13 protein-coding genes are annotated in these 14,273 nt (G+C 66.7%); 5 read left to right on the forward strand and 8 right to left on the reverse strand.

The window, feature by feature from the left end; translation table 11 throughout:
- The first annotated feature begins 57 nt into the window (after positions 1-57).
- On the forward strand, positions 58-2,952 hold the full coding sequence (uvrA, locus tag GVN21_RS06570) for an excinuclease ABC subunit UvrA (protein WP_166573918.1): 2,895 nt from the start codon (positions 58-60) through the stop codon (positions 2,950-2,952).
- Here uvrA and GVN21_RS06575 read toward each other — a convergent pair whose 3' ends face one another.
- Both GVN21_RS06575 and GVN21_RS06580 read right to left on the reverse strand, forming a co-directional pair.
- The gene (locus GVN21_RS06575) at positions 2,953-3,846 is read right to left on the reverse strand and encodes a hypothetical protein (protein ID WP_166573919.1); all 894 of its coding nucleotides are present in this window, start codon (positions 3,844-3,846) and stop codon (positions 2,953-2,955) included. It abuts the gene before it with no gap.
- Between the two features lie 106 nt (positions 3,847-3,952).
- Complete coding sequence (locus GVN21_RS06580) at positions 3,953-4,864, reverse strand: hypothetical protein (RefSeq protein WP_166573920.1); 912 nt, start codon at positions 4,862-4,864, stop codon at positions 3,953-3,955.
- Between the two features lie 176 nt (positions 4,865-5,040).
- Here GVN21_RS06580 and GVN21_RS06585 point away from each other — a divergent pair, with 176 nt between their 5' ends.
- Both GVN21_RS06585 and GVN21_RS06590 read left to right on the forward strand, forming a co-directional pair.
- On the forward strand, positions 5,041-5,328 hold the full coding sequence (locus tag GVN21_RS06585) for a hypothetical protein (protein ID WP_166573921.1): 288 nt from the start codon (positions 5,041-5,043) through the stop codon (positions 5,326-5,328).
- Between the two features lie 5 nt (positions 5,329-5,333).
- Positions 5,334-5,954, forward strand: coding sequence for a glutathione S-transferase family protein (locus GVN21_RS06590; RefSeq protein ID WP_166573922.1), 621 nt, complete (start codon positions 5,334-5,336; stop codon positions 5,952-5,954).
- On the opposite strand, the gene GVN21_RS06595 is transcribed toward GVN21_RS06590, so the two are convergent.
- Entirely contained in the window at positions 5,951-6,868 is a 918-nt protein-coding gene (locus GVN21_RS06595; RefSeq protein ID WP_166573923.1) for a hypothetical protein, read from the reverse strand. The two genes, GVN21_RS06590 and GVN21_RS06595, sit on opposite strands and share 4 nt — an antisense overlap.
- Before the next feature lie 89 nt (positions 6,869-6,957).
- Positions 6,958-7,875, reverse strand: a complete 918-nt coding sequence (locus GVN21_RS06600; protein WP_166573924.1) for a hypothetical protein — start codon at positions 7,873-7,875, stop codon at positions 6,958-6,960.
- Positions 7,876-7,984: 109 nt separating this feature from the next.
- On the opposite strand from GVN21_RS06600, the gene trmFO reads away from it, so the two are divergent.
- Together trmFO and GVN21_RS06610 are read left to right on the forward strand one after the other, a co-directional pair.
- The gene (trmFO, locus tag GVN21_RS06605) at positions 7,985-9,376 is read left to right on the forward strand and encodes a methylenetetrahydrofolate--tRNA-(uracil(54)-C(5))-methyltransferase (FADH(2)-oxidizing) TrmFO (RefSeq protein ID WP_166573925.1); all 1,392 of its coding nucleotides are present in this window, start codon (positions 7,985-7,987) and stop codon (positions 9,374-9,376) included.
- 68 nt (positions 9,377-9,444) lie between these two features.
- On the forward strand, positions 9,445-11,508 hold the full coding sequence (locus GVN21_RS06610) for a S9 family peptidase (RefSeq protein WP_166573926.1): 2,064 nt from the start codon (positions 9,445-9,447) through the stop codon (positions 11,506-11,508).
- Here the strand turns inward: GVN21_RS06610 and GVN21_RS06615 are convergent, their stop codons facing one another.
- The 4 genes from GVN21_RS06615 to secF form a co-directional block, all read right to left on the reverse strand.
- Complete coding sequence (locus GVN21_RS06615; protein WP_166573927.1) at positions 11,509-12,162, reverse strand: squalene/phytoene synthase family protein; 654 nt, start codon at positions 12,160-12,162, stop codon at positions 11,509-11,511. It abuts the gene before it with no gap.
- Positions 12,163-12,224: 62 nt separating this feature from the next.
- A complete protein-coding gene (locus GVN21_RS06620) occupies positions 12,225-12,833 on the reverse strand; it encodes a urate hydroxylase PuuD (protein WP_166573928.1) in 609 nt (202 codons plus the stop codon).
- Between the two features lie 77 nt (positions 12,834-12,910).
- Positions 12,911-13,264 carry an MTH938/NDUFAF3 family protein gene (locus tag GVN21_RS06625; protein WP_166573929.1) on the reverse strand — a complete coding sequence of 118 codons (354 nt, stop codon included), beginning with the start codon at positions 13,262-13,264 and terminating at the stop codon, positions 12,911-12,913.
- Positions 13,264-14,265: a protein translocase subunit SecF gene (gene secF / locus GVN21_RS06630; RefSeq protein WP_166573930.1), complete on the reverse strand. Its 1,002-nt coding sequence runs from the start codon at positions 14,263-14,265 to the stop codon at positions 13,264-13,266. The genes GVN21_RS06625 and secF overlap by 1 nt, the downstream gene beginning before the upstream one ends.
- Between the last annotated feature and the right edge of the window lie 8 nt (positions 14,266-14,273).

Here is a 14,273-nt window from a genome sequence, read left to right on the forward strand (position 1 = left end):
TACATATTGCCGTTGCGCCGTGACCCATCGGGCCGGCTACTGCGTTCTCGGGACATCATGGCAGAGCAGCTGAACTTCATCCGCGTGCGCGGCGCGCGGGAGCACAATCTGAAAAACGTCAGCGTCGATATTCCGCGCGGCGAGCTGGTGGTGATCACCGGGCTGTCGGGGTCCGGCAAGAGCTCGCTGGCGTTCGACACCATCTATGCCGAGGGCCAGCGCCGGTATGTGGAGAGCCTCTCGGCCTATGCCCGCCAGTTCCTGGAGCTGATGAGCAAGCCGGACGTCGACCAGATTGAGGGTCTGTCGCCGGCCATCTCCATCGAGCAGAAGACAACCAGCCGCAATCCGCGTTCCACAGTTGGCACGGTGACCGAGATCCACGACTACATGCGCCTGCTGTGGGCTCGGGTCGGGGTTCCCTATTCGCCGGCCACCGGCCTGCCCATCGAGAGCCAGACCGTCAGCCAGATGGTCGACAAGCTGACCGCCCTGCCCGAGGGCGAGCGCATCTATCTGCTGGCCCCCGTAGTGCGCGACCGGAAGGGCGAGTACCGCAAGGAAATCGCCGAGTGGCGCAAGCAGGGCTACCAGCGGCTGAAGATCGACGGGACCCTGTACCCCATCGAGGATGTCCCGGAGCTCGACAAGAAGTACAAGCACGACATCGACGTGGTGGTCGACCGGCTGGTCACCAAGCCGGGCCTGGAGGGCCGTTACGCAGACAGCCTGGAGCAGGCGCTGCGGCTGGCCGACGGGCTGGCGGTGGCCGAATGGGCGGATGTGAAGGAGGGCGAGAAGGAGCCGCAGCGGCTGCTGTTCTCGGAGAAGTTCGCCTGCCCGGTCAGCGGCTTCACCATCGCGGAGATCGAGCCCCGACTGTTCTCATTCAACAACCCGGCGGGCGCCTGCCCGGTCTGTGACGGGCTGGGGGCCAAGCTGGCCTTCGACGCCGACATGGTGATCCCGGACAAGGACAAGAGCCTGCACAAGGGGGCGGTCTCGCCCTGGGCCAAGGGGCCCTCACCCCTCTACACCCAGACCCTGCAGGCCCTGGCGCTGCACTACGGCTTCTCGATGGACAAGCCCTGGCATTCGCTGCCGGAGAAGGCCCATGAGGTGGTGCTGTATGGTACCGGGACCGAGAAGATAAAGTTTGTCTACGACGACAACGCCCGCAAGTACGAGGTGGTGAAACCGTTCGAAGGCGTGCTGCCCAACCTCGAGCGGCGCTGGCGGGAGACCGACAGCAGCTGGGTGCGCGAGGAACTGGGGCGCTATCAGTCGGATACCCCCTGCGAGGCCTGCGGCGGCGCGCGGCTGCGGCCCGAGGCGCTGGCGGTGAAGATCGCGGGCAAGAATATCTCCGAGATCTCCGGCCTGGCGATCCGACCGGCGCGGGACTGGTTCGCGGGCCTCGAAGGCCAGCTGTCGGACAAGCAGATGGAGATCGCCCGGCGGATCCTGAAGGAGATCAACGACCGCCTGCGGTTCCTGGTCGATGTGGGGCTGGACTACCTCAACATGTCGCGCGCCTCCGGCACCCTGTCGGGCGGGGAGAGCCAGCGCATCCGGCTGGCCAGCCAGATCGGATCGGGCCTTACCGGCGTGCTGTACGTGCTCGATGAGCCGTCCATCGGTCTGCACCAGCGGGACAACACCCGGCTTCTGCAGTCGCTGCAGGGGCTGCGGGACCTCGGCAACAGCGTGCTCGTCGTCGAGCATGACGAGGAGGCGATCCTGACCGCGGACTATGTCATCGACATGGGTCCCGCCGCCGGCATCCACGGCGGAGAGATCTGCGCCGAGGGCACGCCACAGGACGTGATGAACAGCCCCAACAGCATGACGGGGCAGTATCTGGTCGGCACGCGCGAGATCGAGGTGCCGGAGAAAAGGCGGCCGATCAGCAAGAAGAGGGTGCTGCGTGTCGTCGGGGCGACCGGCAACAACCTGAAGGGCGTGACGGCGGAAATCCCCGTCGGCACCTTCACCTGCATCACCGGGGTGTCGGGCGGCGGCAAGTCGACCTTCACCATCGAGACCCTCTACAAGGCGGCCGCCCGGCGGCTAAACAACGCCTCGGACGCCCCCGCCCCGCATGAGAAGATCGAAGGGCTAGAGAACTTCGACAAGGTCATCGACATCGACCAGAGCCCGATCGGCCGCACCCCGCGCTCGAACCCGGCCACCTATACCGGCGCCTTCCAGCCGATCCGCGACTGGTATGCCGCCCTGCCGGAGGCCAAGGCCCGCGGCTACGGCCCCGGCCGCTTCAGCTTCAACGTCAAGGGCGGCCGCTGCGAGGCGTGCCAGGGCGACGGACTGATCAAGATCGAGATGCACTTCCTGCCCGACGTCTACGTCACCTGCGGCGTCTGCAAGGGCAAGCGCTACAACCGCGAGACCCTGGAAATCCTGTTCAAGGGCAAGTCGATCAGCGACGTGCTGGACATGACCGTCGAGGAGGCGGCCGAGTTCTTCAAGGCCGTGCCGCCGGTGCGCGACAAGATGGAGACGCTGAAGCGTGTCGGCCTGACCTATGTTCAGGTCGGCCAGTCAGCCACCACCCTGTCGGGCGGCGAAGCGCAGCGGGTGAAGCTGTCGAAGGAGCTCAGCAAGCGGGCGACCGGGCGGACTCTCTACATCCTCGACGAGCCGACCACCGGTCTGCATTTTGAGGACGTGCGCAAGCTTTTGGAGGTGCTCCACGAGCTGGTCGACCAGGGCAACACCGTGGTGGTCATCGAGCATAACCTGGACGTGGTGAAGACCGCCGACTGGCTGGTCGACTTCGGCCCCGAGGGCGGAGACGGCGGCGGCGAGATCGTGGCTGTCGGCACGCCCGAGCAGGTGGCCGGCGTCAAGGAAAGCTGGACCGGCCGCTATCTCGACCAGCTGCTCCAGCGCCACCGCGACCGCGCCGCCGAGCGGCGCAAGAAGCGGGCCTGATCAGTCGAAGACGCCGGGCCGGGCCTTCAGCTGGGAATAGACGACCGGTCCGGGCGTCAGGATGTTGATGTAGGCCAGGGCCAGGAAGCCGGCCATCAGCCCCTGGTAGACAAGCAGCGGACCAGTGAACAGGGCGGCGACCGAGCTCATCTCGGGGGCGGAAGCCTGGGCGAGGCCGTTGAACCCGAACACCACGCTGACCACGCCCACGGCCACGGCCAGGCCCAGCACCCAGACGATGATCCCCATCACCCCAGCGATGAGATAGGCGAGGAACAGGTTCCAGAAATGGCCGCGGGTCATGTCCCAGGCGTCCCGAAGGGCGATGCGCCGGGTCTCGAAAGCCAGGGGCGCGGCCAGGGACAGGCGGATGGACAGGAAGATGATCACCGGAATAGCCGCGAGGAACGCAAGCAGGGAGCCCAACACCCCGCCCGCCACGCCGCCGATCACCGCGAGGATGCCGACCAGGAAGCCCGCCGCCATCACGACGCCAAGGAAGATCAGGTTCAGAATGATGACCAGCAGGATCTGGCGCACCTCGTCCGCGCCGAACGCGACCTTGCCCAGGGGACCGTCGGCGCCCGGCGTCAGCACCATCCGGGACGCCGAGGCGTACAGGACGCCGGTGATCACCGCCGAGATCAGCATGGTCACCAGGGAGGCCGGCGTCAGCCTCTGCAAGACGTCCATCAGGGCCGAGATATCCGGCTGAGGCGACTCGAGCAGCGCCTGGAGCTCCGCCATCGCCGGACCCGCCATCGCCGCTGTAACCACCAGGCTCAGCAGGTTTGTCGCCAGCATGAGCACCGCCCAGACGATCACCGAGCGGAGATTTTCGCGGGCGAACCTGAAGCCGGCAAGCCCGACATCGGTGGGCGAAAACTGGGACATCGAAGCTCTCCTGGCGCGGCGATCGGCGACCTCTGACCCTGAATTAGCAGACTGCCGCGGTCGTGTAAGGCGCGTCACCCGACAAAAGCGCCTGGAGAGCCCGCCGTCAGTCGAAGGTGCTTAGGGCGGGGCTCAACTGGCGCTGGATGTCCGGCGGCGGCGCGAGGATGCCGAGGCTCAGGACAACGCCCGCGATCTGCGAGATCGGCAGAATCAGCAGGTAGAGGATGATCACCGTAGGCGTCATCAGCCGGGCCAGGGCCTCAGGATCGCTCCCGCTCCCCATTGAGGCAAAGCCGCCCCCGACCGCCGCCAGCATGACCAGGCCGAGCAGCATGTAGAGCCCCACGACCACCGCCAACGCGAGCAACCAGGCCAGGAGGTAGGCTCCCAGCATGGGCCAGAAACGCCCCTTGGTGGCCCCCCAGGACCCAAAGATGTTGATCCGACGCTGGTCGAAGGTGAGGGCGCTGGCCAGCGACAGCCGCACCGCGAGGAAGATGAACAACCCGGCGAGCGCCAACTGGGTCACGAAGCCCAGCAATCCGCCCACCGCCCCGTCGGCGACCAGACCGACCCCGAAGGAGATACCGGCCCAGACCGCGCTCCAGCCGATGAACAGCAGGAAGTAGACGACCATCACGGCGATCTGGCGAAACTCGTCGCCGCCGATCTTGAAGTAGGCGAATCCCTTGTCCTCGGGACGCAGGACGAGCCTGTTGACCGCCGTCTGCTGGATCGCCGACCACAGCAGCGCCACGACAAGCACCACTCCATAGACCGGCAGGATCACCGACCAGACAGCCGGGCTCAGCTGTCCATCGGCGCTATCGAGCGATTGAAGCTCCCCGAGGCCAGCTATGCCACCAACCAGCGGAACCATGATCAGCAATGCAACGATCGCAAGGACGATGCTGGCCAGGAACGAGATGCCGGCCCAGGCCAGCATCAATAACGGGCGCTTCACGGCCAGCCGATAGCCGCTCATCGCCGCCTCGGTTACCGACAATTGCGACATGGTCCTGCCCTCCCCAGTGCAGTGGTGATCCTGACACCTTATCAGCCAGGGTCCGGGCGCATAGGCGCAATCGGAGCCTGTAGCGCTCCGGCATACCCCGTGTTAGCCTTGATCACTGGCTGGTTCCGCCTGGGCGGGGCCGGAACTCCTCGATCCACTTCGTAGAAGAGTAAGTCATGAAGCTCATCCTCGCCGCCCTCGCCTCTGCGGCGCTTGCCACCGCCTCGATGGCGGCGGCCGCCGAACCGGCCGCCAAGCCGGCGGAAACCACCAAGAAGCAGGAAGCCAAGAAGGACCCGAGCCGCATGGTCTGCAAGAAGACCCCGGTCATCGGCACCCGCTTCCCCTCCAAGGTGTGCCGCACCCAGGGCGACTGGGAAAAGCAGGCCGAGATCGACAAGCAGAACCTGGAAGACGCCCAGCGCGCCGGCCTGACTACCTGCGCCACCAACCCCTGCAGCTGATCTGAATGATCCTGTACGGCGAACGCAACCCGGCGCCGAACCCGCGCAGGGTGCGCATTTTCGTGGCCGAGAAGGGCATCGACCTGCCGGAGACGCGGGTGAAGATGCGCGACCGCGAGCACAAGAGCCCGGAGCACCGGGCCCGCAACTCGCTGGGCCAGCTACCGACCCTGGTCCTCGACGACGGGACGGCGATTTCCGAGAGCGTTTCCATCTGCCGCTACTTGGAAAGCCTGCATCCGGATCCGCCGATGTTCGGGCGGAATGCGGTGGAAGCGGCGCGGATCGACATGTGGATCCGCCGCATAGAGTTCCAGCTGATGACCCCGGTGGGGATGTTCTGGCGCCACGCCCATCCGCTGACCGCCGCCCTGCTGACCCAGTTCACCGACTTCGGCGAATCGAACCGCGAGCTTTACGCCCGCGCCTGCGGCTGGCTGGATCGGGAGCTGGCCGAGGGCGGACCGTTCATCGCCGGCGGCGACTACACCATGGCCGACATCGTTGCCCAGACGACGGTGGACTTCGCGGCCTTCACCGGCCTGGCGCTGCCAGAGGACGCCACCGCCCTGCGGGCTTGGCATGAGCGGGTCAGCGCCCGGCCGAGCGCCGAGGCCAACGACTAGCTGGAGACGTCATCCGAGAAGACCGGCTCTTCGTCCGGATGGCGCAGGGCGCGGTAGGCGTAGACCAGCGCGCCGCAGGCCACGCAGTAGGCGACGGTCAGCTCGGCCGCCGCCAGCACTTTCCAGATCATCGGTCCGGCCCCGAAGAGGTCCAGAAGGTCGCCGTTGTTCGGCCAGAGGAACTCGTGGAACTCCTGCTGGCTGAAGCCGAGCACGAAGGCGAGCACCGTGCCGACGACATAGGACAGGCCGCGCGCCGCCAGGATCACCAAACCCGCCCAGATGAAGCACAGTAGGGCGGTCAGCATGAGCCGCCAGAAGGCGCCCCGGGTGAGCCGCCAGGAAGCTTGAATGTCCAGCCGGTGGGTGTCGACCTCGATCAGGGCGGCAAAGGACGAGCGCATGACGATCCAGCAGAACAGCAGGAACGACGCAACCGAGGTGATGGCCGAGACCACCTGGGCCAGGCCGAAGTTCGCGGCGAACACCCGGCTGTAGCCGAAGATGATGCCGGTCGGCACCGCGGCCAGTGTGACCAGCACCAGCACGGCCAGGAACAGCCAGAACATCCGCCATTCGTCTTCGCCGAGGCGGAACACGGGGCCGTCGGTCTTGCCCAACATCACCCGGAAGATCGACGGCACGACGATGCACAGGCTGGCAAAGGTCAGGAACAGGGCAATGGTGGCGGCCGGCAGCAGGTGGATGGCAAGATCGCGGACCGTCTCCCACGACCACTGGATCCCGGTCGCCTGCTGAAGGTCGCGCAGACGGCCGGCCCATGGGGTGAGGTTGAAGACCGTAGCCGCCAGGTTCAGCGCCAGCAGGGCGAGCATCCAGACGGTGACCGGCCGGGGCCGGTCACGAATGAAGCGAAAGCCCTCGAGGGACGCCTGAACGGGCGAGAAGGACATACGAACCGATCTATCCCCGGCCGGGGCTGATTCGATTCATCCTCCGGCCGAGGCAGCTTACGCCACCACCCCACCCCGACGCGACAGGCTTAGAAGACCTCGGCGGTTTTCGGGACCAGCTGGCGATAAGCCTCGGCCCAGGGCGCGATCAGCAGGACGTTCAGATAGCCCTGGAGCGCCGCGGACAGCAGCATGGCGACGATCCCTAGCGGGATCAGCAGGCTCAGTCGCTCCGGGGTGAAGAAGGCCGCGAAGTCCTCGGCCATCAAGGCCTCCATTCCACCACCGCCCAGAGCCACGCCGGCGAGGATGCCGAACACGACGCCCATCACCAGCGAGCTTAGGATAACCACCACGATGAAGTTGAGCAGCCACATCAGGAACAGCCGGAACGAATTGCCCTTGGTGGGTTTCCAGCTCTCGAACAGCAGGAACCCCTTACGCTCGAAGCTCATGGCGAAGGCCAGCGAGGTGCGCATGGCGCCCCAGATCAACACACCGACGGCAACGAAACCCAGCAGCACCCCCAGCAGGATCGCCACCCCTTCGGAGACCATCGATCCGATGAAGGCGAAGATCGCGACGATCAGGCCCAGCGGGACCATGGCCACAACGAGCAGGATCACCCAGACGATGCTGACCACCACCAGCATGACCTCGGCCATGCCCACGCGCATGAAGAACCAGGCCTTGTCCTCCGGACTCAGTATGGCGCGGAAGGTGGCGCCGGTGATCACCCCATAGGACAGCAGTCCCAACACCCAGCTCACCGGGGCAAACAGGTTGAGTTGCGCTTGATACGCCAGGAGCTGGCTCATGTCCGGCTCGCCGGTTCCGCCCGATGCGGCAAGCGAGCTGAACATCTCAAGCAGCACCGGTCCGATGAAGACCAGCGGCAGCATCGCCAGCAGGGTCTGGACGAGACCCCAGACCAGGGGCGCAATGGGTTCGCGGCGGATCAGACCAAAGCCCGAGAAGGCGGTCTGGGCGATATCAAGTTTAGCCATCGGTATAGCCTCCCCAGGCAAAGTCCTGCCGCAAGGACACCACAGCCGGCCCACTCACGCCATCGATAATCATTTTGCGGGTTGAGGGATCGGCCCTATCTGTCCGGCCATGACCAATCCCATTCATGTCATCGGCGGCGGCCTGGCCGGTTCCGAAGCCGCCTGGCAGATCGCCCGCGCCGGCGTGCCAGTGATCCTGCACGAGATGCGCCCGGTCCGCGGCACCGACGCCCACCAGACTCAGGACCTGGCCGAGCTGGTTTGTTCCAACAGCTTCCGCTCCGATGACTGGCAGTACAATGCCGTCGGCCTGCTGCACGCCGAGATGCGCCGTTGCGACTCCATCATCATGGCCTGCGGCGACGCCCACCAGGTGCCGGCCGGTGGGGCGCTGGCGGTCGACCGCGACGGCTTCTCCGCGGCGGTCACCGCAAAGCTGGAAGCCCACCCCCTGGTCACCATCGTCCGCGAGGAAGTGGCCGGCCTGCCGCCAGCCGACTGGGACAGCGTGATCATCGCCACGGGCCCCCTCACCTCCCCGTCTCTGGCCGACGCCATCCTGAAGCTGACGGGCGAGGACAGCCTGTCGTTCTTCGACGCGATTGCCCCGATCGTGCACCTCGAGTCCATCGACATGGACATCGCCTGGCGCCAGTCCCGCTATGACAAGGAAGGCCCCGGCGGCGACGCGGCCGCCTACATCAACTGCCCGATGACGAAGGAGCAGTACGAGGCCTTCATCGACGCCCTGCTGGAGGGGCCGAAGGCGGAGTTCAAGGACTGGGAGAACGTCCCCTATTTCGACGGCTGCCTGCCCATCGAGGTGATGGCCGAGCGGGGCCGCGAGACCCTGCGGCACGGGCCGATGAAGCCGGTCGGCCTGACCAACCCGCGCGATCCGACGGTGAAGGCCCACGCCATCGTCCAGCTGCGCCAAGACAATGCGCTGGGCACGCTATGGAACATGGTGGGCTTCCAGACCAAGCTGAAGCACGGCGCCCAGGCCGAGGTCTTCCGCATGATCCCGGGGCTGCAGGACGCTCAGTTCGCCCGCCTCGGCGGCCTTCACCGCAACACCTTCCTAAACAGCCCGCGGCTGCTGGACGACAAGCTTAGGCTGAAGGCTGACACCCGCCTTCGCTTCGCCGGCCAGGTGACCGGCGTTGAGGGCTATGTGGAAAGCGCGGCCCTGGGCCTGCTGACCGGTCGGCTGGCCGCAGCCGAGCGGCTCGGCGCGCCGATTGAAATTCCGCCTCCGACCACCGCCATGGGCGCCCTGGCGGCGCATATCACCGGCGGGTTTCTTGAAGGCGGGGCCAAGTTCCAGCCGATGAACATCAACTACGGCCTGCTGCCGCCCATGGATGCGCCCAAGAAGGACGCCGCCGGAAACAAGGTGCCGATGAAGGAACGCGGCCGGGCCAAGAAGGCGCTGATGAGCCAGCGAGCCCTGGACGACCTCGACGCCTGGCTGGGCGCGCGGGCGATGGCGGCGGAGTAGGCCTTGGCGCCTACGGACCTCACGGACTAGTTTCCGCCGCAACGATATCGCTCCGGGAACGTCCACAGATGAAGTCCGCCCTCCGCCTGCTGGCCGGCGCCGCCCTGGCCGCCGTGCTGTCCTCCGGCTTTGCCCAGGCCGCGCCTTTCACCGCCAAGGACATGGTCACCCTCGACCGGGTCAGCGATCCGCGCGTCTCGCCGGACGGCCGCTGGGTGGTCTATTCGCTGCGCACCGTGGATTACGAAGCCAACAATGCCACGATGGCCCTGTGGATGATCGACCTGAAGGCCAAGGACCGAAAGCCGACGCGGCTGGCCGCTTCGGACGGCGGGGCCAACAGTCCGCGCTGGTCGGCCGACAGCAAGGCGGTCTACTTCCTCTCCGGCCGCGTGGGCGGATCGAGCCAGGTGTTCCGCCTGGACGTCGCTACGGGCAAGGCGAGCCAGGTCACCAGGCTGGCCAAGGACGTCGGCGCTTTCGCTGTCTCGCCAGATGGCAAGACCCTGGTGGTGTCGGTCGCCGACCGCTCGCCCTGCCCCACCTTGGTCTGCACCATCAAGCAGGCGCCGGACGAGACGCCCAAATCCACCGGCGAGGTCCACGACCGGCTGTTCGTGCGTCACTGGGACGCCTGGGCCAACGGTGACCGAAACCAACTCTTCGCCTTGCCGCTGGACGCCTCCGGCGTGGCCGGTGCGCCGACCCACCTGACCCAGGGCGTGGACGGTGACACCCCCTCCATGCCGTTCGGGGACGACTCGGAGTTCACCTTCACCCCCGACTCCAAGGCCGTCGTCTATTCCGTGCGGATCGCCGGAAAGACCGAGGCCTGGTCGACCAATTTCGACCTCTGGCAGGTCGGCCTGGACGGCCAGGGCGCCGTCAACCTGACCGAGGCCAACAAGGCCTGGGACACCGGCGCGGTGTTTTCGCCCGACGGCAAGACGATGGCCTACCGCGCGATGAAGCGGCCCGGCTTCGAGGCCGACCGCTGGCAGATCGTCCTGCGCGACGTGGCCACCGGCAAGACCCGCGAGATCGCCACCGACTGGGATCGCTCGCCCGACACCCTGGCCTGGTCGGCGGACGGCAAGACCCTCTACGCCACGGCCCAGGACGTCGGCCAGACCCGTCTGTTCGCCGTCGATGCGAAGACCGGTAAGGTCACCGCCAAGACCGGCGCCGGCCATGTCGGCGCCTTCAGCCTGACGCCGACCGGGGTGGTCTACAGCCAGGATGAACTGGCCTCGCCGGCCCAGCTGTTCGTCCAGGACTTCAAGGCCAAGGCCATGCCCAGGCCCCTGACCGACCACAACGCCGAGGCGCTGAAGGACGTGGACTGGGGCGAGTACGAGCAGTTCAGCTTCGCCGGCTGGAACGGCGAGAAGGTCCACGGCTACCTGGTCAAGCCGGCCAACTTCGATCCTGCGAAAAAGTACCCCGTCGCCTTCCTGATCCACGGCGGGCCGCAGGGCTCGTTCGGCAACCTGTTCCACTACCGCTGGAACGCCCAGACCTACGCCGGGGCTGGCTATGCGGTGGTGATGATCGATTTCCACGGCTCCACCGGCTACGGCCAGGGCTTCACCGACGCGATCAGCCAGCACTGGGGCGACCGGCCGCTGGAGGACCTGCAGAAAGGCTGGGCCCACGCCTTGAAGACCTACAGCTTCCTGGATGGCGACCGCGCCTGCGCGCTCGGCGGCTCCTACGGCGGCTACATGGTCAACTGGATCGCGGGGAACTGGTCCGAGCCTTGGAAGTGCCTGGTCAACCACGACGGCATCTTCGACACCCGGTTCATGGGCTATTCGACCGAGGAGCTGTGGTTCACCGAATGGGAGAACGGCGGCACGTCCTATGACCAGCCGGAAGCCTATGAGCGTTTCAACCCGGCCAACCATGTGAAGACCTGGAAGACCCCGATGCTGGTCATCCAGGGCGGCCGCGACTACCGCGTCCCCACCGACCAGGCCATCGCCACCTTCACCGCCCTGCAGCGGCGCGGGGTGGACAGCCGCTTCCTGTACTTCCCGGAGGAGAACCACTGGGTGCTGCGGGCGCAGAACTCGGTCCAATGGCACGACGAGGTGCTGGGCTGGCTCGGCAAGTACACGGCCGAGAAATAGTCAGAGCCGGCCGGTCAGTACCGCCCAGGTGATCCGCAGCCGCTTGCCCAGCGGCCCCGGCTTGCCGCCGCCCGCGTAGGCCCTTGCCAGTGCCACATGGGCCACGGCCGGGAAGGCGGCGGGCGGCAGGGCGGCCAGCGCCCCCTGTCCTCGCCGCAGGACCTCACGCACCGCCGCCCGGTCGGCCTGGCCAGTGCGGGCCAGGGTCAGGGCGCGCGCGGCGTCGGCCACCTGTTCCACCCGCGCCGCCGCATCGAGGCGCAGAGCGGCCAGAGCCATGACCACGCCGTCGGTCTCGTCGATGCGGGCCAGCAGGCCCTCGTCGTCCGGCGCCGGCTCCAGGGCGCCGATGTAGCGGTCGGGCAGGCCGGCGACAGCGTCCATCGGCAAGGCGGCGGCCTTCAGCGCCTCGAGCACCGAATGGCCGCGCGTATCGCCGGTGGCGATCAGCCCCTCCAGCGCCTCGCGCCACCAGGCCAGCCGCATCTCCCCGACCAGCGGATCGCGGACCTTCCTGGCTACCCCGGCCAGTTCGTTGTCGAGGCTGTAGAGCGCCACCAGATCGGCGCGCGCCGACGGCTCAGCCGCGAACCGGCTGGAGAGCCAGCGGTCGGGATCCTGTTCGGAAAGCTTGGCGTCGAGGTCTTGGGTCATGCGCTCAACAGAAAAGGACCCGCCGTCGCCGGCGGGCCCTCCTCATAACCGATGTCGCGGTGTTAGCCGACGATGGTCTGATACATGGTCATGGTGACCAGCATCGGGATCGACAGCAGGGTGTTGGTCCGCGAGAAGAGCATGGCCTTCTTGGCTGCGGCGGCCTTCTGGTCGGCGTCGAAGCCTTCCTTGATGCCGAGTGCGATCTTCTGGGCCGGCCAGATGAAGCCCCAGACGTTGATGAACATGATGGTGGCCAGCCACATGCCGATGCCCAGCAGCATGATGCCCTTGTTGGCGAAGCCGTTGCCGGCATCGAGGGTGAAGGCCTGGACCAGGTAGCCGCGGTGGAAGGCCAGGAAGACCCCGACCACCCAGGTCGCCAGGGCGGCCCAGCGGAACCAGAACAGCGCTTCGGGGGCGATGTACTTCGACACCGCCGGCTTCAGCTCGGCCGGGATGTCCGGCATCTTCCGGATCTGGACGAAGTTGAAATAGTACAGCAGGCCGATCCACAGGATGCCGAAGAACACGTGCAGGAACCGCAGCACGGCAACGGCGAAATCAGCGGCCGTGCCCTGATTGATCGCAAAGAAGGCGTAGATCATCACCAGCGCCAGAAGCGAGCTGACAATGATGGTGTTTCGGAAATTGGACAGCAGCGCCGTCATGTTTTTGCCCCTCGAAAAGTCCTACCCAGGGGCTCAGCTATAGGCCGGTTCGCGCAGGGTGCAAAGATGTCGCGGGGTCAGACGGCGATCAGGGCGGCGGCCAGCCGGCGGCCGTCGGAGGCCAGCACGTTGTAGCTGCGGGCAGCCGCCTCGCTGGACATGAATTCGAGGCCCAAACCCCTGGCGCGCAGGCCCTCTCGCAGCTCGCGGGACGGCAGGGCCTGGGTCAGGCCGGTGCCCAGCAGCACGAACTCCACGGCCGGACCGGCGGCGAACACCGGGGCGAAATGGTCGAGGGTCAGGGCCGCCAGGCTGGCCACCGGCCAGTCCTGGGGCAGGTCATCGACGATCAGCAGAGAGCCCGGCCGCCACAGGCCGGACACCCGGAAGCCGCCGCCGCCCCAGGCATCTATGGAGGGCGGCTGGCGCATCAGGCCCGCGAGGCCGGCCCGAGCACCTGAACCTCGGCCTCTTCGTCACCGCGCGCCACGCCCAGCCACATCAGCATGGGAGCGGCGATGAAGAAGGAGGAGAAGGTGCCGACCACGATGCCGAAGATCATCGCCACCGAGAAGCCGAACAGCGCCTCGCCGCCGAACACCGCCAAGCCGGTCAGCGCCATCAGGCCGGTCACGCCGGTCATCACGGTCCGCGAGAAGGTCTCGTTGATCGACAGGTCGAGCAGCTCCTGCATCGGCATCTTCTTGTACTTGCGCAGGTTCTCGCGGATCCGGTCGAGCACCACGATGGTGTCGTTCACCGAGTAGCCGATGATGGTCAGGATCGCCGCCACCGCCGTCAGGGTGAATTCCATGTCGGTCAGGGCGAACAGGCCGAAGGTCAGCACCACGTCGTGCAGCAGGGCCAGCGCCGCGCCGATCCCAAACGAGCGACCGAACCGGAACCAGATGTAGGTCATCATCATGCCGATGCCGAGCGCCAGGGCCAGCAGGCCCTTCTGGAACAGCTCGCCGGAGACGCTGGGACCAACCACCTCCGTGCGGGTGAAGGCGACCTGGCCCAACTGCTGGCGCAGCACGTTCTGGATTTCGGTGTTCTTCTCGGCGCCATTGACCCCTTCCGGGGTCTTGAAGCGGATGGTGGCGGCGGTCTGGCCAATGACCGCGTCCCCAATCCCCTGGACGGTCACGTCGGTGACGCCCTGGGCGGAGACGATCGCGTCGAGTCGGCCGGTGTCGATGGCCTTGGGCGCGGTGCTGACTTCCATCACCGTACCGCCGGTGAAGTCGACGCCGCAGGCGAGGCCCGCGCAGGGCGGCTTGAACGGGAAGATGGTGACACCGATCGAGCCGATGCACAGAACCAGCGAGATGATCGCCAGCGGGGTCGCGAACCGCATCAGACGGAAATTCGTCTTGATGGGGATCAGCTTGATGAGGGGCCAGAAGCCTTTGGTTTCTTGCTGGATCATCGGGCCAC

It is taken from the genome of Caulobacter sp. SLTY, from assembly GCF_009905535.1.
Taxonomy (GTDB): domain Bacteria; phylum Pseudomonadota; class Alphaproteobacteria; order Caulobacterales; family Caulobacteraceae; genus Caulobacter.